Origin of the sequence: Paenibacillus dendritiformis, assembly GCF_021654795.1 — a bacterium.
In the GTDB taxonomy this organism is placed as follows: domain Bacteria; phylum Bacillota; class Bacilli; order Paenibacillales; family Paenibacillaceae; genus Paenibacillus_B.
Window position 1 is genome coordinate 2,964,925 of the sequence record NZ_AP025344.1, and the last position, 22,538, is coordinate 2,987,462.

Annotated in this window: 14 protein-coding genes, 1 pseudogene and 1 riboswitch; of the genes and pseudogenes, 12 read left to right on the plus strand and 3 right to left on the minus strand. The window is 55.7% G+C overall.

The window, feature by feature from the left end:
* Positions 1-753 precede the first annotated feature (753 nt).
* Positions 754-1,644 carry an endonuclease/exonuclease/phosphatase family protein gene (locus tag L6439_RS12980; RefSeq protein ID WP_168180550.1) on the plus strand — a complete coding sequence of 297 codons (891 nt, stop codon included), beginning with the start codon at positions 754-756 and terminating at the stop codon, positions 1,642-1,644.
* A 144-nt stretch (positions 1,645-1,788) separates the two neighbouring features.
* On the opposite strand, the gene L6439_RS12985 is transcribed toward L6439_RS12980, so the two are convergent.
* A complete protein-coding gene (locus tag L6439_RS12985; protein WP_168180551.1) occupies positions 1,789-2,673 on the minus strand; it encodes a LysR family transcriptional regulator in 885 nt (294 codons plus the stop codon).
* Between the two features lie 170 nt (positions 2,674-2,843).
* Here L6439_RS12985 and L6439_RS12990 point away from each other — a divergent pair, with 170 nt between their 5' ends.
* Both L6439_RS12990 and L6439_RS12995 read left to right on the plus strand, forming a co-directional pair.
* Positions 2,844-3,593: an SDR family NAD(P)-dependent oxidoreductase gene (locus tag L6439_RS12990; RefSeq protein WP_168180552.1), complete on the plus strand. Its 750-nt coding sequence runs from the start codon at positions 2,844-2,846 to the stop codon at positions 3,591-3,593.
* Positions 3,594-3,845: 252 nt separating this feature from the next.
* The gene (locus L6439_RS12995) at positions 3,846-4,820 is read left to right on the plus strand and encodes an NAD(P)H-dependent flavin oxidoreductase (protein WP_168180553.1); all 975 of its coding nucleotides are present in this window, start codon (positions 3,846-3,848) and stop codon (positions 4,818-4,820) included.
* A 230-nt stretch (positions 4,821-5,050) separates the two neighbouring features.
* Here the strand turns inward: L6439_RS12995 and L6439_RS13000 are convergent, their stop codons facing one another.
* The gene (locus tag L6439_RS13000; RefSeq protein ID WP_237096916.1) at positions 5,051-6,334 is read right to left on the minus strand and encodes a lytic polysaccharide monooxygenase; all 1,284 of its coding nucleotides are present in this window, start codon (positions 6,332-6,334) and stop codon (positions 5,051-5,053) included.
* Positions 6,335-6,787: 453 nt separating this feature from the next.
* Positions 6,788-8,266 carry an aldehyde dehydrogenase family protein gene (locus L6439_RS13005; RefSeq protein ID WP_168180555.1) on the minus strand — a complete coding sequence of 493 codons (1,479 nt, stop codon included), beginning with the start codon at positions 8,264-8,266 and terminating at the stop codon, positions 6,788-6,790.
* Positions 8,267-8,557: 291 nt separating this feature from the next.
* Positions 8,558-8,656: riboswitch (glycine riboswitch) on the plus strand.
* A 148-nt stretch (positions 8,657-8,804) separates the two neighbouring features.
* Here L6439_RS13005 and L6439_RS13010 point away from each other — a divergent pair.
* The 9 genes and pseudogenes from L6439_RS13010 to L6439_RS13050 all read left to right on the plus strand — a co-directional run bounded on the left by L6439_RS13010 (position 8,805) and on the right by L6439_RS13050 (position 22,507).
* The gene (locus L6439_RS13010) at positions 8,805-10,145 is read left to right on the plus strand and encodes an alanine/glycine:cation symporter family protein (protein ID WP_168180556.1); all 1,341 of its coding nucleotides are present in this window, start codon (positions 8,805-8,807) and stop codon (positions 10,143-10,145) included.
* 719 nt (positions 10,146-10,864) lie between these two features.
* Positions 10,865-11,062, plus strand: a pseudogene (locus L6439_RS13015) (alanine:cation symporter family protein); the annotation flags it as partial.
* A gap of 5 nt (positions 11,063-11,067) precedes the next feature.
* Complete coding sequence (locus tag L6439_RS13020) at positions 11,068-11,448, plus strand: hypothetical protein (RefSeq protein WP_213469433.1); 381 nt, start codon at positions 11,068-11,070, stop codon at positions 11,446-11,448.
* Between the two features lie 233 nt (positions 11,449-11,681).
* Positions 11,682-14,213: a GH39 family glycosyl hydrolase gene (locus tag L6439_RS13025; protein WP_237096848.1), complete on the plus strand. Its 2,532-nt coding sequence runs from the start codon at positions 11,682-11,684 to the stop codon at positions 14,211-14,213.
* Positions 14,214-14,408: 195 nt separating this feature from the next.
* A complete protein-coding gene (locus L6439_RS13030) occupies positions 14,409-15,704 on the plus strand; it encodes an MFS transporter (protein WP_168180558.1) in 1,296 nt (431 codons plus the stop codon).
* Entirely contained in the window at positions 15,697-17,997 is a 2,301-nt protein-coding gene (locus L6439_RS13035) for a beta-glucosidase family protein (RefSeq protein WP_213469431.1), read from the plus strand. Before L6439_RS13030 ends, L6439_RS13035 begins: the two co-directional genes overlap by 8 nt.
* 29 nt (positions 17,998-18,026) lie before the next feature.
* Entirely contained in the window at positions 18,027-20,312 is a 2,286-nt protein-coding gene (locus tag L6439_RS13040) for a glycoside hydrolase family 3 protein (protein WP_213469430.1), read from the plus strand.
* 420 nt (positions 20,313-20,732) lie between these two features.
* Complete coding sequence (locus tag L6439_RS13045; RefSeq protein WP_168180561.1) at positions 20,733-21,623, plus strand: carbohydrate ABC transporter permease; 891 nt, start codon at positions 20,733-20,735, stop codon at positions 21,621-21,623.
* Complete coding sequence (locus L6439_RS13050; RefSeq protein WP_213469429.1) at positions 21,623-22,507, plus strand: carbohydrate ABC transporter permease; 885 nt, start codon at positions 21,623-21,625, stop codon at positions 22,505-22,507. Before L6439_RS13045 ends, L6439_RS13050 begins: the two co-directional genes overlap by 1 nt.
* Positions 22,508-22,538 lie beyond the last annotated feature (31 nt).

The window sequence follows — 22,538 nt, forward strand, 5'->3', positions numbered from 1 at the left end:
CGCATCAATTTCTGCTCTTTAAGCCGCTATAGGATGAAATTCCTGTAAGAGTACAATATATTCTTCGATTTTGTTCTTTTATCTATTGGAGAGTCTGAAATTGATGCCGTTTTGCAGGATTCCCTGGAGCGGAATACACGTCATCACGGAAAAGTGTTTTTTGCAGTTTTTCGGCGAGTCGAGCTTTGAGAAGCAGGGGGCTGTCACAATGTAGTGTTGCATACTACTTTTGGACACCCCCGTCTTTATAGGAAAGACATCGATACACTTTGGATGAGTATGTGGGGATATGCAGGGGCGTCTGTTGAAAAATCTCCGCCCTCTCAACTCTTAGATTGGTCCAGTAGCGGGCGATAAGCGCGGAAAGGACAGGCTCGCTATAATGTTAGCCGGATGGTATTCGCCTTTCTGTTCATCGTCAATCTGTAAGGCACATGAGCTCTGCACCTTCCGCAAGCTGGCGCATCGGCGGCTTCATATACTCGGATGGGCGGGTGGATTGGAATCGTCGCCGGGATAAGCATGCTGTTCGCTTCATTCCAATCGTTCAGTTAAGGGAAAATGCGGCACGGAGGTGGCCAAGGCCAGATCGCGTACGGCCGAGAGCGATCTGCCGGCGATAACCGAGCCGCCGCACTGAAATTTGTCGGAGCGGCAGTTCCCATCGGGGATCGGGTGAGATAGAATAGAAGAGTGCAGCCTGCACCAACCATCGCAAAGGGAACGCCACATCGCCAAGAGGAGTGAAGATTTATGATGCTACATAATGAGGACCAATCATTGCGATGCATGTCTTTTAACATTCGGTATGGTAGCGATAACATTGAGGATGGGGAGAAGAGATGGAGCCGCAGAGCGGATATGGTCGCCAGCATGATCCGCTTTCACCGCGCGGATACGGTCGGCCTCCAGGAAGCGCTGCGCCATCAAATCGCCGATCTGGAACGCATGCTGCCTGATTTCGGCTGGGTAGGCAAGGGGAGAGACGATGGCGCCGATGGAGGGGAATTCTGCGCGGTATTCTATCGCAAGAGCCGCTTGGAGCCGGTCGGCACTGGGACATTCTGGCTGTCCGAGACGCCGGAGACTCCCGGGCGCCTTGGCTGGGACGCCGCCTGCCCGCGCATCGTGACGTGGGTTCGATTTGAGGATAAGCTGACGGGAACGCGGTTCATGCATTTCAATACTCATTTCGATCATGTAGGGACGGTCGCGATGGAGCAGAGCGCGCGCTTGCTGCTGAACCGGATCGCGACGCGGGAAGAACGATGCCCCGTCATCGTCACAGGGGACTTCAACTGCACGGAAACCTCCGTGCCGTACGGGATCCTTACCGGAGCCGGGGCCGGGGCCAGCTCTGGCGCGTTGCGGGACGCGCGCGGCGCGGCGCAGCATCCGCATTTCGGACCGTCGTTCACGTTCCACGGGTTTGAGCTTCAGCGGCTGATCGAATGCCTGTACCGGGACGGCGAATGCTTCAAAGGCGATAATGGGGAGGATCTTGACTCGCCGATCGATTATATTTTCGTCAATGAACAGGTCAGGGTACTGCAATACGGGGTTCTGGCGGATCAGGCGAACGGCCGCTTCCCTTCGGATCATATGCCGGTTGTGGCCGATATTCTGTGGTCTGAACGGCAGTAGCAGAAGAAGACAGCAAGTCCACGACCGTTAACGCGACTGGCACATAAGGCAATCCCCGCCGCCGACTTTGACGTCCGCAGGAAGGGCGCAGGACGGCACCGGGGACTGCCTTTTATTATGCAGCCGCAGCCTCGCGAATGAAGATTAGAGCTCGGCCTGAAGCCTGTTCAGAAATCGCTTCGCCGCCCGCGCGATATGCTTCTCCTCCGGATGCACCCATCCGTAATAAACCGGTTCGCTGCTCGGGGATTCCAGCGGCAGCGTAAGGATGTGCTCTCCGTCCTCCTTGAACGAATATTCGAGTCCGATCGTCACCGCGATCCCTTCGTTGACGGCATTGTAAATCGCCTGCGTATTGTTGCTGATGAACAGAATGTCAACCTCGCCGTAGGCCGCGGCAAACTGATCCATGAAGTTCCGGATATGCACGTCGTCATAGAGCACGAATGTCTGCTTCGCCAATTTATCGGGGGTTATCGCGCTCTCCAGGCGAAGGGGGGACTGTTCATTGACCCCGACTACCATTTTACCTTCCAACAGCCGTTCGAAGACGAGGCCCCGTTGTTGATGGAGCAAGCTTTCCGGCAGGGCGATTAATCCAATGTCAATCTGGTCATGCTTCAGCAGCTCCAATATTTCCTTCGGGCCCTTCTCCATAATCTCCACCTTCACCCCCGGATAATCCCGCTTGAAGCTCGAGACGACACGCACCAATAAATGCATCGGTCCCGGGATGGTGGCGATGCGCAATCGTCCGCTCAAGGCGTCGCTGTAGGATTGGGCTTCGGCCTTGAGCTCCCGGAGGGCGTCAAGCGCTTCATTCGCCTTGACGATAAGGGCTCTGCCTTCCGGCGTCGGAACCGCTCCCAGCCCGCGCGAGCGGTGGAACAGGCTGACGCCCCATTCCGCTTCCAGCAAGGAGATGGATTGGCTTATCGCCGACAGCGTGACATGCGATTGCTCCGCCGCTTTCGTAAATGACCCGGTTTTGGCAACTTGGACAATGTACTCCAGTTGTTCGAGATTCATAAACTTTTCCCCTCTACTTAAGCAGTGCTTAATTATATATTAGTTTATATAAATTTTAGTTAATAACAAGCGGTGCTACAATAAATGCATAAGAGAGCGCTTGAAGTCAATGAGCTATCTCACATTTCAGCAAGGCGGTTCTAAGTGACAACAGTGGGGAGGAATGAAGCATGGCCGAGAACAGAGTAGCCGTTATCACCGGAGGAGCAAGCGGAATCGGCAGGGAGACGGCGTTGAAATTCGCGCGGAAGGGCGACCGCGTCGTAGTCGCGGACTTCAATGAACAAGCCGGGCAAGCCACGGTCGATCTGATTCGGGAGCAGGGCGGACAAGCCGTCTTTGTCAAGACGGACGTATCCAAGCTGGAAGAGGTGGAGGCCTTGGTGGACCGGGCGGTCGAGACATTCGGCCGCATTGATGTCATGTTCAATAATGCCGGCATCGGACGGGTTACGCCGGTGCTTGACCAGAATCTGAAGGATTATCATGATGTCATCAACGTGAACCAGCACGGAGTAGCCTATGGGATTATCGCGGCCGGGCGCAAGATGAGAGAGCTGGGCATCAAGGGCGTCATTATCAATACCGCTTCGGTATTCGGCTTCCTGGCTTCGCCGGGAACGTTCGCTTACCACGCGACGAAGGGCGCCGTCATCATGATGACCAAATCGGCGGCGCTGGAGCTGGCGGCTTACGGCATTCGCGTCGTGGCGGTCGCGCCGGGCGCAGTGGATACGCCGATTATTCAGGGCTACAAGGATAACGGCATGTTGGAGGCGATGAAATCCAAAGTCATGGGCAATAAATTGACGCAGCCCGAGCAAGTGGCCGATGCGGTCTATTTGATGTCTCTCGAGGAAGCCGGCGCGATTAACGGCAGTGTCGTGATGGCGGATGAAGGGTATGCTTCCTTCAAGTAAACAGAACGCAGCGGCAGTCCGATTTCAACAATAGGATAGCAGAACATAAGCGCTGAGCCTTCGCATCCGGTAGGCTCGGCGTTTTTTTCTTATATGACCGTGATTAGGAGGGGGGCCTCAGAACAAGTGATAACGTGAAGAGCAGAATCGTATGATTGAAATAACTGGTCATAATTGGTAACCTGTAATTAATCAACAGAAGCAGCTGCTAGATTACGGGGACACACAGAAATTGTTGAAGGGATGAGGAGCATGTCGCAACAGCAATTCGCACGGATAAAAGAGCGGCTCGCAGTGCCTGTGATTGCCGCTCCGATGTTTCTGGTATCAAGCCCGGAAATGGTGATTGAAGGCTGCAAAGCCGGTATTGTTGGTTCGTTTCCTCTGCTGAACGCCCGTACGCCAGAAATTTTGGAAGAGTGGATGGAGCGGATTCGTTCAGAGCTGGCCGCAGCCCGGCAGGAGGAGAATGAACAGCCCGTAGCTCCCTGGGCCGTCAATCTGATCGTGCACCGGACGAACAAGCGCTACGAAGCGGATCTTGAGCTGATCAAGAAGTACCAGCCCCCGATTGTGATTACGTCGCTGGGGAATCCGCAAGCGGTTGTCGATATCGTGCATGCCTATGGGGGGCTTGTGTTTGCCGATGTGATCCATCTGACGCATGCGAGAAAAGCGGCCGATACGGGGGTCGATGGCTTAATACTCGTCTGCAACGGTGCGGGAGGGCATGCGGGAACGCTCAACCCGGTTGCTTTTCTGAGCGCGGTGCAAGAGTTCTGGAGCGGAATCACGATTGTCGCCGGCTGTATCTCCCGCGGGCGGGATATCGTGGCGATGGAGGTGCTCGGCGCCGATATGGTCTATATGGGGACGCGCTTTATCGCTACGGCCGAGACCTTTGCAAGTGAAGCTTATCGAAGCATGCTCATGGCATCGAATGCGGAAGATTTGATTTATACGGATGCGTTCAGCGGTGTCCATGGCAATTATCTCGTTCCGAGCATTCGCAAGGCAGGGCTTGATCCGGACCAATTGAAGAAGAAGGACACGATGGATTTTTCTTTTGCGCAAGTCAGCGAAGCAAAGGCATGGAAAGATATTTGGTCGGCCGGGCAAGGCGTGGGGGCGATCAAGCGGACGGCGCCCATTGCCGATGTCGTCGCCGAGCTGCGGGAGGAGTATAATCAAACCTACGCTTCTCTCGTCTCAGCCCGCAAGGGCTGACAAGAAGGCGCGTGATGCTTGAAGCGCATGCATGGCAAGCGGAAAAGGGGGGCAGCCCCTTTTCTGACGCTCCGGGCTTCCGGCTTCTTGAAAAGCAGCTCTTGATACTCCTTCTTGGTCAAGCCGAAATAGGCTGCGTCATCATATTGCCAGCCCGTATAGATCATCCTTCTTAATACGGGGAAAGGAAGAAGCCCTGACGATCAGGGCTTCTGTTCATTGCTGCGGCATTATTTCAACAGCCATAGGGCAGGGACATTCGGCGGCTCCCAGCCGGCTTGCGAGGTATGCGCGACCCGCGCCTCATACGTCTTGCCGTTGTAAGTGACAAGCGCGCCTGCCGCATACGCGGTGTTCGGAGCCCAAGGCGCGGCGACAGGAGCGGGCGCTGTCGTTACGCTCAACGCGCCGCTGGGCGGGGATGTGTTGCCGGCGGCATCAAACGCCGCAACCGTAAACGTATAGGAGGTCTCCGGCTGCAGACCGGACACGGTGTAGCTCAATCCGCTGGTCGTCCCCGCCAGTGCAGATCCGTTATAAATGCGGTACCCGGCAACGCGGACATTGTCCGTGGATGCGCTCCAGGTCAAGGTCACGCTCGACGAAGTGATAGCGGATGCTGTCAAGGATGACGGCGCGGAAGGAGACTCCGTATCGGGCTGCGGGGGCAGGGTGGTGAAGGTGACGGCATTGCTGTTGGCCGATTGATTGCCGGCGGCATCCACGGCCCGGACCGTATACGAATAGGAGGTGCTCGGCGTCAAGCCCGTTAGGGTATAGGTTAACGTCGATCCGTTCGTCGAAGCCGCCAACGTGGAGCCTCTAAATATCTTATATCCCGTGACGCCTGCGTTGTCGGTCGATGCATCCCATGTCAGCACGGCGCTCGTAGACGTGACGTTCGATACGGCCAGGTTCGCCGGCGCGGCCGGAGGCGTCGGATCGGTCGGGGAACCGCCCCCGAAGTCCACATCGATGACATTGTAGAACGCATTCGCCGTATCCGCAATTTCCCATACCGCCAAAATGACCTGATAGCCGGTGCGGCTCGGGACTTCGCATGTATCCGAATAGGAATGAGGCGGCTGCTTGCCTTTGTAATCGACGCTGCAGAACGGGGTCAGGTCGAAGGAAGCGCGGGTGAGCGGTTCATCCGGATTCCAATTCTGCTTCGTGATGTAGTACTTCCAGCTCGTGGTCGCATGATTGGCTTCAATGGTCCAATGGAACGTCGTCGTTCCCGGCGTAATGCCGACCTTGCTCCAGCGGGTGGCCGATTGCTGATCCAGCTCCGGAAAAGCGCCGTCCGCGCTTGCGATCTTGCCGTCGGCCGGACCGGCGGCAGGGAAGCCTTTGCGCGCTTCCAGGCTCTGCGGTTCATAGATGATGAACCCGCATTTTTTGTTGACGCCCTTGGCGCACAGGTCGGCGCGGCTGCTTGGGGCATCGATGTAACCGTGGGCAAGCGCCTTGCCGGAGAACACGATCATGGCGAGCACGAGGGCGAGCACCATGCCGCAGGCAAGCAGCCATCTCCGGAACAATGGATGGGGTAGACAACGATTTGCCAACTTCATTTTCCTCCTTGCGATTGGAATGGATGTGTATAAGAACTCAAGCTGAGCTTATACCGGTGAGGGGCAATAGACCGCGGCATGTGCAGCAAGATATGCGCTTTAACTTCTGGGAGCGCGTATGAAGAGCCGGGGTGTGACGATTTGATATGTATATTTATTCATGGAGAGTCCGACTTATTAACAGAAAATAGAAAAATTATGAGGTGGCGGCGGTGCTGCTCAGGGGCCGGAGGGGGTTGAGCGAATGGCAAAAAGACGCCAAGCCGCGCGCGGCTTGACGTCTTGCCGAAATCCAGGGTTCGCGAGCTTATGTCTCGGGAGTGGACTAACCCGTCACCCGTCCGCCGTATCTTGGTCGCCGCATTCCTATTCTCAGTCCCAGGCCCCGTTCTAGTTGAGGTTCACCCAGACGGTCTTCACTTCGGTATAGTTGTCGAGCGCGTAGGATCCCATTTCGCGCCCGAGGCCCGATTGCTTGTAGCCGCCGAACGGAGCGGCCGCGTCGAAGACGTTATAGCAGTTCACCCAGACCGTGCCGGCTTTCAGTTTGCTTGCAAGATAGTGGGCTTGCTTCAGATTTTGCGTCCATACTCCCGCAGCCAAGCCGTAGTCGGATTGGTTGGCCTGTTCGATCAAGTCGTCGAGCGTATCGTACGGCATCGCCGCCACCACCGGCCCGAAGATCTCTTCGCGGGCAATCGTCATCTTCGGATCGACATGCGCGAATACCGTCGGCTCGACGAAATAGCCCTGATCGGCAGGCACGTTGCCGCCCGCAACGAGCTCCGCGCCGGCCGCTTTCCCCGCTTCGATATAGCGCTTCACGATGTCATGCTGCTCGGACGAGACGAGCGGGCCCATTTCCGTATCGGGATCGAGGCCGAAGCCTACGCGAATCCGCTTCGCCTCCGATGCCAGGTCGGCCACGACGTTGTCATACAATTTCTTCTGCACGTAGAGACGCGAACCGGCCGAGCACACCTGTCCCTGGTTGAAGGTGATGCCCCGGAGCGCGCCGCGCACCGCCCGGGACAGATCGGCGTCCGGGAGGATGATGTTCGGCGATTTGCCGCCGAGCTCGAGCGTTACTTTTTTGACCGTGTCCGCGGCCTCGCGCATGATCGATTTTCCGACCACCGTCGAGCCGGTGAAGGCGATCTTGTCGACTTGCGGGTGCCGGACGAGCGGCGCGCCCGCGGTCTCTCCGAAGCCCGGAATGACGTTGATGACGCCAGGCGGGAACCCTGCTTCCTGAGTTAGCTGTGCGAGGTAGAGGGCCGACAGCGGCGTCTGCTCCGCCGGCTTCAGGACGACGGTGCAGCCGGTGGCGAGGGCGGCGCCAAGCTTCCAGGCCGCCATCAGCAGCGGGAAGTTCCACGGGATGATCTGGCCGACGACCCCGACCGGTTCATGTCTCGTATAGGTAAGGAAGTTGCCTGCCGTAGGAATGGTTTGTCCGACGATTTTTGTGGCCCAGCCGGCATAATAACGGAAATGCTCGATCGTGAGCGGGAGATCGGCCGCCTTCGTCTCCCGCAGCGGCTTGCCGTTATCCAGCGTCTCCAGCTCGGCCAGCTCTTGCTTGTTCGCTTCGATAAGATCGGCCAGCTTATAGATGAGCCGGCTGCGATCCGCGGCGCTCATGGTGGACCATTGGCCATGATCGAAAGCCTGACGCGCCGCCTTGACCGCGCGATCCACATCCTCTTCCCGCGCTTCCGACACGACCGCCAGCACTTGCCCCGAGGCCGGATTGATCGACGAGAAGACGTTGTTCTGGACGGATTCGACCCATTCGCCATTGATGAACAGCTTTTTCGTTCCCTGCAAAAATGCTTCAACCTTCGGACTGATTTGGAACGGTGACAAGCATAATCACTCCTTTGTGAGAATATTCATTGACAATGATTGCAGGCTCTCACATGATATGTATTCTCCAGGAGGACGAATCATGCCCGTTGTGAGCGGGAGAAAGCGGGGGTGGTTCTTTTTCCCATACCGAAAATCTCTTGCGGAATCCGAGATGGTTCTCTATAATAGATGAACAAACTTCATATCTGGATGAAGTATACGGGAGACAGGATCAACCTGGCCGAAGGGGCAAAGCTCTCAGGCGCTTGTTATCGTTCGTAACCGAATTGGATAAGCAGGACCGTATACGGACAGGACTCTGGAGAGACTCCATCGCGGAGCACCGAAGGGGCAAGACGCAGCAAGAAACGCGTTAAAACTCTCAGGTAAAAGGACAGGGATTGCAGATGTCAGGCATCGTTATGTTGGTATTGTGATAGCATTCACATATCCTTCTTTTTGCTATTCTGCAAAAATGTCCCCGGAGTCAAATCTATCGATTTGGCTCTTTTTTATGTCTTCGGACTTTGATTTCAAGATGAAGAGGGGAATTGTAATGCATGGATTGGAAGTATGGCTGGATCGGGTGAATCAATTTGTGTGGGGGCCGCCGTTGTTGATCTTATTGGTAGGAACCGGGATCTTCCTGACGATTCGGCTCGGACTGCTGCAGGTCCTCCGTCTGCCGCTGGCGCTCAAGCTGATATTCACGGCGAAAAATGACGGCAAAGGCGACGTGACGAGCTTTGGCGCGCTGGCTACAGCTCTGGCGGCCACGATCGGAACGGGGAATATTGTCGGCGTTGCCACCGCGATTCAGATAGGCGGGCCGGGCGCGCTGTTTTGGATGTGGCTGGCCGCGTTTTTTGGCATGGCGACGAAGTATGCGGAAGGCTTGTTGGCCGTGAAGTTCCGGAAAATCGACGATAACGGGCAAGTATCGGGGGGGCCGATGTATTATATCGAGCAAGGCCTGGGCGCGAAGTTCAAGCCGCTCGCGATCTATTTCTCGATAAGCGGGATATTGGTCGCTCTCTTCGGAATCGGCACCCTTCCCCAAGTGAACGCTATCGTATCCTCCAGCGAGTCCAGCCTGGGGATTCCCGTGGCGGTAACCGCGGGAGTGGTGACCCTCGCGGTAGCTCTGGTGACGATTGGCGGTCTCCAGAGTATTGCGAGGGTGACCACTAAAGTCGTGCCCGCGATGGCTCTCGTGTATGTCGCTGCCAGCGCCATCGTTCTGATCGCGTTCGCCGACAAGATTCCGGACGCGCTGTCGCTTGTCTTCCAGAGCGCCTTCAGCGCGACGGCGGCCGGAGGCGGATTCCTCGGCGCGACCGTCATGATGGCCATTCGGAGCGGCATCGCGAGAGGCGTATTCTCGAATGAATCCGGGCTCGGCAGCGCCCCGATCGCAGCGGCGGCAGCCAAGGTGAAATGGCCCGCGGAACAGGGGCTTGTCTCGATGACTGGCACGTTCATTGATACGATTATTATTTGTACGCTTACCGGCCTGACGCTGATTGTGACCGGGGCGTGGAACGGTACGGCGGAAGGCGCGGCGATGACGCAGGCGGCGTTCGATGCCGCGATGCCGTTCGGCTCCCTCGTTCTCATGATATGTCTTGTTTTATTTGCTTTTACGACGATTCTGGGGTGGAATTATTACGGCGAGCGCTGCATTGTCTATTTATTCGGCGTGCGGGCGATCTTGCCTTACCGCATCGCGTTCATCGTGATGGTCGCGGCAGGCGCGTTCATCAAGCTGCAGGCGATCTACCTGCTCTCGGATATCGTGAACGGGCTGATGGCGCTCCCGAATCTGGTCGCCCTGTTGGGGCTGTCCGGCGTGGTCGTGGCGGAAACCCGGCTTTATTTGCGGCATATGAAGCAGTGAGGAGCGCAAGCGCGGGCAATGCCGGGAAATAGCAAGATTGGTGGCCGAACAACTTGATGTTCGGCTTTTTTTGTGTATGGAGAGCGGGGCAAGGTGGGGAGAGGGCAGGGCTGAGCAGGCAAGTCAGGCAAGTCAGGCAAGTCACATGAAAATCCTGCACAGGCGCAGCATTTTGAGACCCAAGAGGCGAAATTCCAAGGAAATCCTGCAAAACTGCATTATTTCGCCTATTTTGAACCCAATCCAGACTATAGCGCATGGAAATCCTGCATTTTTGCAGGATTCCTTTTTTCATAGAGTGGTGTCAATGAAATTGCTGTATTTTTGCAGCATTGTTGGAGTAGATGAACAGATTGGACGGAGTAAAGCAGCTTTAGTGGAGTAGATAAACAGAGTGGAGGGAGTAAAGCAGCATTGGTGGAGATACAATGAACAGATGGGACGGAGTAAAGTAGCATTGCTGGAGTAGATGAACATGTGGGACGGAGTAAAGCAGCTTTAGTGGAGTAGATGAACAGATTGGACGGAGTAAATGCAGCTTTGGTGGAGTAGATGAACAGATGGGGCGGAGTAAAGTAGCATTGGTGGAGTAGATGAACAGATGGGGCGGAGTAAAGTAGCATTGGTGGAGTTGATGAACAGGTGGGGGGAGGAAATGCAGCATTGGTGGAGTTGATGAACAGGTGGGGCGAGGAAAAGAAGCTCAATGTGACCGGGACGTGGAACTGGTCGCGGCAGGCGCGTTCATCAAGCTGCAGGCGATCTACCTGCTCTCGGATATCGTGAACGGACTGATGGCGCTCCCGAATCTGGTCGCCCTGTTGGGGCTGTCCGGCGTGGTCGTGGCGGAAACCCGGCTTTATTTAACGGCATATGAAGCAGTGAGGAGCGCAAGCGCGGGCAATGCCGGGAAATAGCAAGATTGGTGGCCGAACAACTTGATGGTCGGCTTTTTTTGTGCATGGAGAGCAGGGCAAAGTGGGGAGAGGGCAGGGCTGAGGAGGCAAGTCAGGCAAGTCACATGAAAATCCTGCACAGGCGCAGCATTTTGAGACCCAAGAGGCGAAATTCCGAGAAAATCCTGCAAAACTGCATTATTTCGCCTATTTTGAACCCAATCCAGGCCATAGCGCAGGGAATTCCTGCATTTTTGCAGGATTCCTTTTTTCATAGAGTGGTGTCAATGAAATTGCTGTATTTTTGCAGCATTGTTGGAGTAGATGAACAGATTGGACGGAGTAAATGCAGCATTGGTGGAGTAGATGAACAGAGTGGAGGGAGTAAAGCAGCATTGATGGAGTAGATGAACAGATTGGACGGAGTAAATGCAGCTTTGGTGGAGCTGATACGAATGGCGGAAGGAAGTCCGGTTTGTTATGTAATCGAGCAAAGGGGCGGAGGGGACTGCAGCTGTGGCGGACTCGTCGCATGAAGTTGCGGCCGCAATGATTTTTTTGCTTTCAGCCCGGCTTCATATAGAATGTAGGTATAAGGATATACGCATCGCTAGAAATCGTACTAATGGAGGATATCCCGGTGAGTCATCCGATTTATGAATTCGTGGAAACAGACGAGGCTTTGCCCTTCGATGTGTCGCTGCACAGCGTGAACTACGTTCCCAATCACTGGCATAACAGCATGGAAATCATCTTCGTGCTGCGGGGCAACTTGGAAGCGATGGTCAATCAGCGGAAATTTTCCTTGACCGAAGGGGATGTGCTGTTGATCAATCAAGGTCATGTGCATGAAGTCATTGGGCTGGACGTCAATATTATCGCGACGTTTCTTATCCCGTTCAAGTATATGAAGGAGAATGTGAAGGGCGTCGAAGCCATCAATTTCGCATGTTATTCGGGAGAGGCCAGCAAGGAGGAGAAGCTGGCGTTGGACCGCATTCGCCAGTGCCTGGCGGAGATGGTGCAGTTGAAGCATAAAAAGGGGGAAGGCTACGAGCTCGACATGCAGGCCCGGATGCTGAGCGTGGTTTCCATCCTCCTGAAGCAATTCAAGCGGCCCGCGATGGAAGGCGCAATGAATGAGAAGTATATGGACCGAATGTTGCGCATCATTACCTTTATCGACGAGCATTATCAGGAGCCGATCACGCTGCAGGCGATCGCCGAGCGCGAATACTTGTCGGTGCCGTATTTGTCCAAATTTTTCAGCGAGAACATCGGCCTGAACTTTCAGGCTTATCTGACCAGCATCCGCTTGAAAAATACGGTCGAGGATCTGTTGCGGCATGCCGACGCGCCGATCGCGGACCTTGCCATGCATCACGGATTTCCGAATGCGAAATCCTTCTACGCTGCCTTCAAAGCAAAGTATCATATGACGCCCAACGAGTATCGCAGGCAGTACCGGCCGCCGACGGACGAGAAGGAAAAGCCTTCGGCCAACTATATGACGTTCAATCAATCGAGCGCGTTGGGCATCATTAATCAGTATTTGCAGCGCAGCCAAGCGCTTGGCGCAGTAGATGATGATATTCGCGAGGTGGAAGAGGCCGCCTATGAAGTGGACCTATCGGCCAGAGGCGAGCCGATCCGGCATACATGGAAGCAGTTGATCACGATCGGCAAAGCCAAGGAAGGCTTGCATGCCGATGTTCAGGAGCAGCTGCGGCATGTACAGCGGGTGTGCCCCTTCCGCTATTTGCGGTTCCATGGCATCTTCGACGATGAGATGATGGTATATGATGAGGACGAGGCGGGACGGCCCCGGTTTAATTTCCGGTTCGTGGACCAACTGTTCGACTTCTTGCTGTCCGTCGGTCTCAAGCCGTTCGTGGAGCTGGGCTTCATGCCTTCCTTGCTGGCGGCCGATCCGGACCAGAAAGTGTTCTACAAGGCAAGCTGCGTCAGTCCGCCGCGGTCGCTCGAGCGATGGTGCCTGCTCGTGGACCGCTTTCTGCGTCACTGCATGAATCGTTACGGTGCGGAGGAAGTAGAGAGCTGGAAGTTCGAGTTCTGGAATGAGCCGGAGCTGAAGACGTTCTGGCCGGGAACGCTGGAAGAATATATGGAGATGTATTTGCGAACCTATCAGACCTTGAAGGGCGTATCGGAGCGGCTGCACATCGGCGCGCCCGGACGGATCATCACGGTTCGCTCGCCGCGGTTGAATGATGAATTTTTTGCGTTCTGCCGCCGCAATCAGTGCTTGCCGGACTTCATACCGCTTCATTTCTATCCGCATGAGCATATCGAGGAGATGGTTCACGCCGACCCGGCGGCTCTGCTGCGGCTCCCGTTGCATTCATACCGTCGAATATTGGAGGAGTTCATGGGGATCTCTCCGAATCCGGATTATTTGCGGGACATACTTGGGCAAGAGATGAGGCTGCTGGCCGAGCAAGGATTGTCCGACAAGGAATTGGTTCTCACGGAGTGGAATTCGACCGCCTATCATCGGGAATTGACGAATGACACGGTGTATAAGGCGGCCTATCTCGCCAAAAACATTGTCGATAATCTGGACCGCATCGCCGGCTTCGGCTATTGGGTGCTGAGCGACAATATCGAGGAGACTGCCGCTTCGGCCCAGCTGTATCACGGAGGGCTCGGACTGATCGCCCAGCACGGCATTCCGAAGGCCGCGTTCGTGGCGTATGAGCTGCTCGCCAAGCTCGGCGATCGCCTTCTGGCCCGAGGGGAGCGCTATATCGCGACCGCCGGCCGCGGAGGATATCAGATCCTGACCTTTAACTATTGTCATTTCGACGACCTGTATGCGATGGGAGATACGTCCTTCATCAACGCCACGAACCGGTACAACGGGTTCAAGGATGAAAAGACGTTAAAAATACAGCTTGAGTTAAAAGGAATCCGCCGGGGGAGGTACCGGCTGGTCACGTATGCGATCAGCCGCAAGCACGGGAGCAGCTATGACCGCTGGGTGGAGATGGGGGCGCCCGAGCCGCTGTCTGCCGAGGATATCGCTTATCTCAAGGCGAATTCCGGTCCCCGGATGCATGTCCAGTATGTCGAGATTGAACACAGCAGGACCTATCTGTCGTTGCTGGCCCCTCATGGAGTGCAGCTCATGGAGCTCATCCCGATGTACTGATAATACTAATGTACCGATGCATCGTCCATATGAGTCACTTTTTAATCTCGGATCATGCCGACGTGAAAGCGTTTCTAACAAAGACGTTAAAAAAAACTATAAAAGTCTATAAATAGCCGCCTGTCTGGAGACAGGGGCTTTTTATTATAATTGGATTTGCAAACGGTTTCAATTACTGCTTAGGAGGAAGTTACGATGGCTGAACCAATGATAAAAGGGCAAGTCCGAACGCCGCTCGGCCGGCTGACGTTCGGCATTATTCTCGGTTATGGCTGCATGATGCTCGGATTGATGACCCCGGCAATGCTGCTGCTCACCTTCAAAATGATTGAAGTCGATCCGAACGGCTACACCTCTTCCTACGGATTAGTCGCCGGCGTAGGGGCTTTCTTCGCCTTGATCGGGAATCCGCTCGGGGGCGCCATCAGCGACCGGACGAATATCTCCTTCGGACGAAGACGAACATGGATGTTCCTTGGCCCGCTGGTCGGATGCGCCGCGCTGCTGTGGGTGGGAATGGCCACGGAAATATGGCAAATCCTGATCGGCTGGGCGGTTGCGCAGTTGTTCTTCAACTTCGGTATCGCGGCGTATACAGCGCTTATCCCGGATCAAGTCAAAGAGGAGAGACAGGGAACAATCTCCGGCATTATCGGGCTCGTCTTCCCCGCGGCGGTATGTATCGGCATGGTGCTGATGATGCTGATGAATTCCGCTTCTGCGGACATGAAATGGATGGTGGTTGCGCTTATCGGCATTGCGGGTCCGGTTCTCAGCTTATTTCTGATTCGCGACGGCAAGGTAGAGATCGTGAAGTCTGACCGGCAGAAGCTGTCGCTTGGCGAGAAAATCAGCAAAATCTATCCGAGCCCGAGAAAGTTCCCGGAATTCACCTGGGCTATCGTCTCGAAGTTCATGCTGATGATGGGGTATTGCAGCACACTGTACTTGACGGTCATGCTGGTGAACCGGATGGGCTTCACGGAGAGTCAAGCGACGAACAGCGTCGGCACTTTGAATATTATTTGCCTGATCGCTTCGGCCGTGACGAGTATATTCGGCGGCGTATTGTCCGATAAATTCAAGAAGCAGAAGCCTTTCTTGTACGGCTCTGCGCTCATTATGGTATTTGGCATTCTGCTGTATGCCTTCGTGCCTCAATATACGGCATACATTGTAGCATCAGCCATCATCGGCCTGGGCTTCGGCTGCTTCAGCGCCGTCGACATGGCCTTGGTGGCCCGCATTCTTCCCCGCAAGGAGGATGCGGCCAAAGATTTCGGCCTGATGAACGTAGCCAATGCGCTGCCGCAGTCGATCGTGCCCGCAATCGCTCCGCTGCTGCTCGGTATCGGCGGCTGGACGTTCTTCTATATCGCGTTGGCATTCTGTGTCGTGCTGGGCGTGGCTGCCGTCAAGCCATTGCCGGAAATCGGACAGACAACGAAAGACATCGCAATACCGCATACAGGAGGATTATCGCATGAGTAAACAGGTAAAAGACATCATCAAGCAAATGACACTGGAAGAAAAAGCAAGTCTCTGCTCGGGACTGAATATGTGGCAGACCAAGGCGGTCGAGCGGCTGGGCATTCCCTCCATCGTCATGACGGACGGGCCGCACGGGCTTCGCAAGCAAGCGAATCCGGCGGATATGTCGAGCAAGACCGTTCCGGCGACATGCTTTCCGAGCGGCGCCGGCCTCGCGTCGTCCTGGGATCGTGAGCTTATTGAGGAAGTGGGAGCTGCTCTTGGGGAAGAATGCTTGGCGGAGGATGTTCAGATTTTGCTCGGCCCCGCGGTAAATATTAAGCGTTCTCCGCTGTGCGGCCGCAACTTCGAATATTTCTCGGAAGATCCGTATCTGTCTTCGGAACTGGGCGCCCATCATGTGCTGGGGGTGCAAGGGCAGGGCGTCGGCACTTCGGTCAAGCACTTCGCGGCCAACAATCAGGAGACGCTGCGGAATTCCATCAATGCAATCGTCGACGAACGGTCGCTGCATGAAATCTACTTGCGCAGCTTCGAAGGCCCGATTATGGACGGGAAGGCGTGGACCGTCATGTGTGCCTACAACCGGGTGAACGGGGAGTTCTGCTCCGAGAATACACAGCTTCTGACCGACGTGCTGAAGGAGAAATGGAAGCATGAAGGCTTCGTCATGACCGATTGGGGCGCGATCAACGAGCGGGTGAAGGGATTGAAGGCGGGGCTGGAGCTGGAAATGCCTTATGCCGGACCGGACCATGACCAGATGATCGTCGATGCGGTGCGAGCGGGCGAACTGGACGAAGCGGTCCTGGATCAGGCGGCGGAGCGGCTGCTGACTGTAATTCTCCAAGCTCACGACAATAGGAAACCGGGCTTCACCTATGACAAGGAAGCGCACCACGCTTTGGCGCGGAGGGCGGCGGCGGAATGCATGGTTCTGCTCAAAAACGACGGCGGCCTGCTCCCGCTGGATAAGCAGCAATCCGTCGCGGTCATCGGCGCTTTCGCGGAGCGGCCGCGCTATCAGGGCGGGGGCAGCTCGCATATTGTGCCGACGCGGATGGATACCGCGCTCGAGTTCATCACCGCGGCGGCGGAAGGCGAGGTCGCCTTCGCTCCCGGCTACCGGCTGGAGGAGGACGCGATCGATGAAGCGCTGATCGCGGAGGCGGCGGAGCTGGCTGCGGGCAAGGATGTCGCCGTCATTTTTGCCGGTCTGCCGGATGCCTTCGAATCGGAGGGGCTGGATCGGACCCATCTCGATCTGCCGGCTTCGCATTGCGCCTTGATCGAGCGCGTAGCGGCGGTGCAGCCGAATACGGTCGTCGTCCTGTCCAACGGATCGCCTGTGGCGATGCCATGGCTGCCGAAGGTGAAGGCCGTGCTCGAAGGCTATTTGGGCGGGCAAGCGTCCGGCAGCGCGACGGCGGATGTGCTCTACGGCGATGTCAATCCGAGCGGCAAGCTGGCGGAGACGTTCCCGGTCTCGGTGGAGCAGACGCCGGCCTATCTGAACTTCCCGGGCGGGAAAAAAGAAGTGTTCTACGGGGAAGGAATATTCGTCGGGTATCGCTATTATGAGGCGAAGAAAGAAACGCCGCTGTTCCCGTTCGGGCACGGACTCAGCTATACGACATTCGCTTATGAGCAGATCCGGATCGATAAGCCAAGCATGAACGATACGGACACGGCGACCGTAACCGTCACGGTGCGCAATACGGGCAGCCGCGCAGGGAAGGAAGTCGTGCAGCTCTATGTGAAGCACGCCGACAGCAGCGTGGTCAGACCGGTGAAGGAGCTGAAGGGATTCGCGAAGATCAGCCTGGAGCCTGGCGAAGCCGCTGAGGTCAGCTTCACCCTGGATGCACGCTCCTTCGCTTATTACAGTTCGGATATTCATGACTGGTACGCCGAGAGCGGAACCTATGAGATTCTGGTCGGGCCTTCCTCGGCGGAGACTCCGCTTGCGGCAGCGATAGACCTACATTCGACGGCGCTTCCGTTCCCGAAGGTGACCCGCATGACGCGGTTCTATGAGCTGATGGCGATTCCGGCTACAGCCCAGATCGCCGAACAGGCGATGAACGACAGCATGGAGAGCCTCAAGCAGATGGGGGCAATGTTCGCGGAGAGCATGGATGACAATGGTCTGGCGCAGCTGTTCGATGCCCTCGTGCAATGGAAAAAATATGACGCTCTTCGCTCTTTAGCGGGCATGATGGGCAGCGGGATGACAGAAGCCGAGCTGGAAAAGATGATCGAGCGGCTGAATGAGACATTGGGACTGGAGTAAAGAGAACGGATAACGGAGGGATAGGAGACGTGACACAGAAAAAGACAACGGCAGCAAGCCGAGAAGAAACCATCGCTTATGTACACAATCAGCAAGGGCCGACGATCGGATATTCCAAGACGTCCGGCGTCTCGATATTGGAGCAGGACGGATTCTTTTTCAAGGATTTGAACCGGAATGGAAGCCTGGATAAATATGAAGATTGGCGGCTGCCTCCGGAGGAGCGGGCGAAGGATCTCGCTTCCCGGATGTCGATTGAGCAAATCGCGGGCCTGATGCTGTACAGCCGGCATCAAGCCATTCCCGCGGCCAGCAGCGGCTGGTTCGCGAGCACCTATGGCGGCAAGCCCTATGAAGAGAGCGGCGCGAATCCATGGGATCTGACGGATGAGCAGATCAAGTTCCTGACGGAGGATCATGTGCGGCATATTCTCGTCACCTCGGTGGAGAGCCCCGAGACGGCGGCCCGGTGGAGCAATGCGGTCCAGGCGTTTGCGGAAGGCACGGGCCTGGGCATTCCGGCCAACAACAGCTCCGACCCGCGGCACAGCTCCGATTCCAGCTCGGAATTCAATGCCGGGGCAGGGGGCGCCATCTCGATGTGGCCCGAGCCGCTCGGCTTGGCCGCTACCTTCGACCCGGAGCTGGTGCGCCGGTTCGGCGAGATCGCGGCCAAGGAATACCGGGCGCTGGGCATCGCCACGGCACTGTCGCCGCAGATTGATATCGCGACCGATCCGCGCTGGTTCCGGTTCAACGGAACCTTTGGCGAAGACTCGCGTCTCGCGACGGATATGGGCCGCGCTTATATCGACGGCTTCCAGACTTCGGCGGGGGACGCCGAGATTGCGGACGGCTGGGGATATGACAGCGTCAATGCGATGGTGAAGCATTGGCCGGGAGGCGGATCGGGGGAAGGCGGACGAGATGCGCATTACGCGTGCGGGAAATACGCGGTCTACCCGGGGAACAACTTCGAGGAGCATCTGAAGCCGTTCACGGAAGGCGCGTTCCGGCTTGACGGGCCGACGAAGAGGGCCTCCGCCGTCATGCCGTACTACACGATATCGACCGATCAGGATACCGTGAACGGGGAGAATGTCGGCAATTCGTATAATGCTTATCTTATCCGCGACCTGCTGCGGGGGCAGTATGGCTATGACGGCGTCGTCTGCACGGATTGGCTGATTACCGCCGATGAATCAGGCAGCAAAGACACTTTCCTGTCGGGCAAGCCGTGGGGGGTCGAGGAGCTGTCCGTCGCTGAGCGGCATTATAAGCTGATTATGGCCGGCATCGATCAATTCGGCGGCAACAACGAAGTCGAGCCTGTGCTGGAAGCCTATCGCATGGGCGTGGCGGAGCATGGCGAGGCGGCAATGCGGGAGCGGTTCGAGCAATCGGCGGTACGGCTGCTGACCAACATGTTCCGTCTCGGTCTCTTCGAGAATCCGTACCTGGACGTCGAGGCGAGCGCGCGAATTGTCGGGAACCCAAGCTATATGCAAGCCGGTTATGAAGCGCAGCTCAAGTCGATCGTGATGCTCAAGAACAAGAATGGCATCCTGCCGCTCAAGCCTGGCAGCACGGTCTATATTCCGAAGCGGTACACGCCGCCGGGGAAGGACTGGTTCGGCAATCCGACGCCGGAGATTCTCGAATATCCCCTGAATCTGGATATTGCAGCGAAATATTTCAAGGTGACGGATAATCCGGATGAGGCCGACTTCGCGCTCGTCTGCATGCGCAGTCCGAAGTCGGGAACGGGGTATAGCCAGGAAGATGCGGATCAGGGCGGCAACGGGTATGTGCCGATCAGCTTGCAGTATAAGCCTTACACGGCAGTGCAGGCACGGAAGCAGAGCCTTGCCGGAGATGTCCGGGAAGGAGAGGCGCAGAACCGATCCTATTGTGGAAAAACGGTGACGACGCATAACGCGGCCGATCTGGATCTCCTGCTGGATACGGCCGAGCGGATGAAGGGCAAGCCGGTCATCGTCTCGCTCTTGCTGACCACTCCGGCGGTCGTCGCCGAGTTCGAGCCGGCGGCCGATGGAATCCTCGCGCACTTCGGCGTGCAGGATCAGGCCATCCTCGAGGTGATCTCCGGCGCCGCCGAGCCATCCGGTCTCTTGCCGATGCAAATGCCTGAGAATATGGAGACCGTGGAGGCGCAGCTCGAGGATGCCGCACATGATATGGAGTGCCATCTTGATTCGGAGGGCCACCGGTATGATTTCGGATTCGGGCTCAATTGGAGCGGCGTCATTCAGGATAGCCGGACGGAAAAATATAAAAAGAATCCCGGCGAATGATCGGGCGAGCAACCAATGAGGGGGGGAGAGGCCGTGCCACGGGAAGTGGCCCGGCCTTTTCGCACCCGGCTCAGCTGTGGACAGACCGTATAAAAAAAGGTATTGTCAAATCGAACGGATCTGGTTATTATTAACTCATATTCACTCATGGCCCATAAAGTTAAAGCCCTTTAACTTTTCAAGGAGAGCTTCGTAACCGTCTTCATGGAGACGTTATCGTGCTTCATACGACCTGAGACAGGGAGACGTTATCGCTTCATACGACCTGAGCATGGAGACGTTATCGCTTCCTGCGGCCTGACCAGGGCGGGGCGATGATATGTCGCAGAAGAGGCTGCTTTTCATTAAAGTTAAAGCGGTTTAATTTTATAAGGCCTGTGTAGCACATATGAATACATACAAAGGGGAGGGGTTGGGAGGATGAAGCTATCTGAGTCCAAGCGCGACAATATCCATTTCTACTTGTTTATTTCGCCGTGGCTGATCGGATTCGTCGTCTTTGCATTATACCCGATACTGGCATCACTGTACTACAGCTTCACGGATTATGACATTATCAGCAGTCCGCATTTTATCGGTCTCGACAATTACAAGGAGCTGTTCGAGGATGAATTGTTCTATAAATCGATTGTCGTCACGCTGAAGTACACCTTGATTAGCGTTCCGTTAGGGCTGTTTTTATCCTTGATCTTCGCGATGCTGATCAATATGAAAATCCCGGCGCGCGGATTTTTCCGGACCGCGATGTACTTCCCGAGCATGGTATCCGGCGTGTCGATGTCGCTGCTCTGGTTCTGGATTTTCAACCCGGAGGTAGGGGTATTCAACTATATTCTGTCCTGGTTCGGGGTGAAGGGGCCGGCCTGGTTCCTCGACGAGCAGTATGCCATCTGGGCGTTAATCATCATGACGTTCTGGGGCGTAGGCGCGGGGATGATCATTTTCCTGGCCGGTCTGCAGGGCGTTCCGAGCAGCTTGCTGGAAGCGGCGAAGCTGGATGGCGCGGGCCGATGGAAGACGTTCTGGAACGTGACGTTCCCGATGATTTCACCGGTCTTTTTATTCCAATTGATTATGTCCGTTATTGAATCGTTCCAGGTTTTTACCCAGGCCTATGTCATGACCCAAGGCGGTCCGAATTATTCGACCCGGTTCTATGTCTATAACATCTATGTAAGCGCGTTCAAGGACTTCCGGCTCGGGTACGCGTCGGCGATGGCCTGGCTGCTGCTGATTGCGATTCTCATTATTACGGTCATCATTATGAAATCATCGAATCGATTTGTCTACTACGAAGGAGGGCGGGAATAATGAGCGAGATTGCGATGGATACGAACCCGAAGCTGATCGGCGATCGCAAGCCGAGAATGACCCTTGGCCAGATTTTCGCCTTCCTGTTATTGATTGCCATTACAATCACGATGCTGTTTCCGTTGGTGTTCATGGTTTCGACGGCATTGAAAACATCGAAGGAAATGCTGCAATTTCCGCCGACCCTAATTCCGCATACGCTTGCTTGGGATAATTTCAAGACGCTGTTCACCGACAACGAAATCAAGTTCGGGATTTTATACAAGAACAGTCTCATCGTTGCCGCTTTTTCGGTGATTGGCACGGTGATGTCTTCCTCCTTGGTGGCTTACGGGTTCTCCAGATTCCGGGCCAGAGGCAAAAAGCTGATGTTCATGCTCATGATATCGACGATGATGCTGCCTTATCCGGCCGTCATGATTCCGCAATTTTTGCTTTTTTCGAAGCTGGGGTGGATGAATAGCTTTTTGCCGCTCATCGTGCCGACGTTTTTCGGTTCCGCTTATCAGATCTTTTTGCTGAGACAGTTTTTCATGTCGCTGCCGAATGAATTATATGACTCCGGGAAAATCGACGGCTGCGGCGAATTTCGGATGTTCTGGAAAATCGCGCTGCCGCTGTCCGGTCCGGCCTTGGCTACCGTCGCCATTTTCACGTTCATCTGGACATGGAACGATCTGTTGGGACCGGTCTTGTACTTGAGCTCGCAGGATAAATTCACGTTGCCGGTCGGCCTGGCGGCGATGATGTCGTCCAAGTTCCGGATAGCCCCTTACAACTTGTTAATGTGCGCATCGATTATGACGACCTTGCCGGTCGTCGCCATCTTCGCCGTCGCGCAGAAGCGCTTCACGGAGGGGATTGTGCTGACAGGTATTAAGTAATTGACTCCGCGTTCCGCCTTCAATTACTTGA

Excerpts from the sequence above, each read along its gene's own strand:
- L6439_RS12980 (WP_168180550.1), top strand. The coding sequence starts at position 754 with ATGATGCTACATAATGAGGACCAATCATTGCGATGCATGTCTTTTAAC.
- L6439_RS12985 (WP_168180551.1), bottom strand. The coding sequence starts at position 2,673 with ATGAATCTCGAACAACTGGAGTACATTGTCCAAGTTGCCAAAACCGGG.
- L6439_RS12990 (WP_168180552.1), top strand. The coding sequence starts at position 2,844 with ATGGCCGAGAACAGAGTAGCCGTTATCACCGGAGGAGCAAGCGGAATC.
- L6439_RS12995 (WP_168180553.1), top strand. The coding sequence starts at position 3,846 with ATGTCGCAACAGCAATTCGCACGGATAAAAGAGCGGCTCGCAGTGCCT.
- L6439_RS13000 (WP_237096916.1), bottom strand. The coding sequence starts at position 6,334 with ATGGTGCTCGCCCTCGTGCTCGCCATGATCGTGTTCTCCGGCAAGGCG.
- L6439_RS13010 (WP_168180556.1), top strand. The coding sequence starts at position 8,805 with ATGCATGGATTGGAAGTATGGCTGGATCGGGTGAATCAATTTGTGTGG.
- L6439_RS13030 (WP_168180558.1), top strand. The coding sequence starts at position 14,409 with ATGGCTGAACCAATGATAAAAGGGCAAGTCCGAACGCCGCTCGGCCGG.
- L6439_RS13035 (WP_213469431.1), top strand. The coding sequence starts at position 15,697 with ATGAGTAAACAGGTAAAAGACATCATCAAGCAAATGACACTGGAAGAA.
- L6439_RS13045 (WP_168180561.1), top strand. The coding sequence starts at position 20,733 with ATGAAGCTATCTGAGTCCAAGCGCGACAATATCCATTTCTACTTGTTT.
- L6439_RS13050 (WP_213469429.1), top strand. The coding sequence starts at position 21,623 with ATGAGCGAGATTGCGATGGATACGAACCCGAAGCTGATCGGCGATCGC.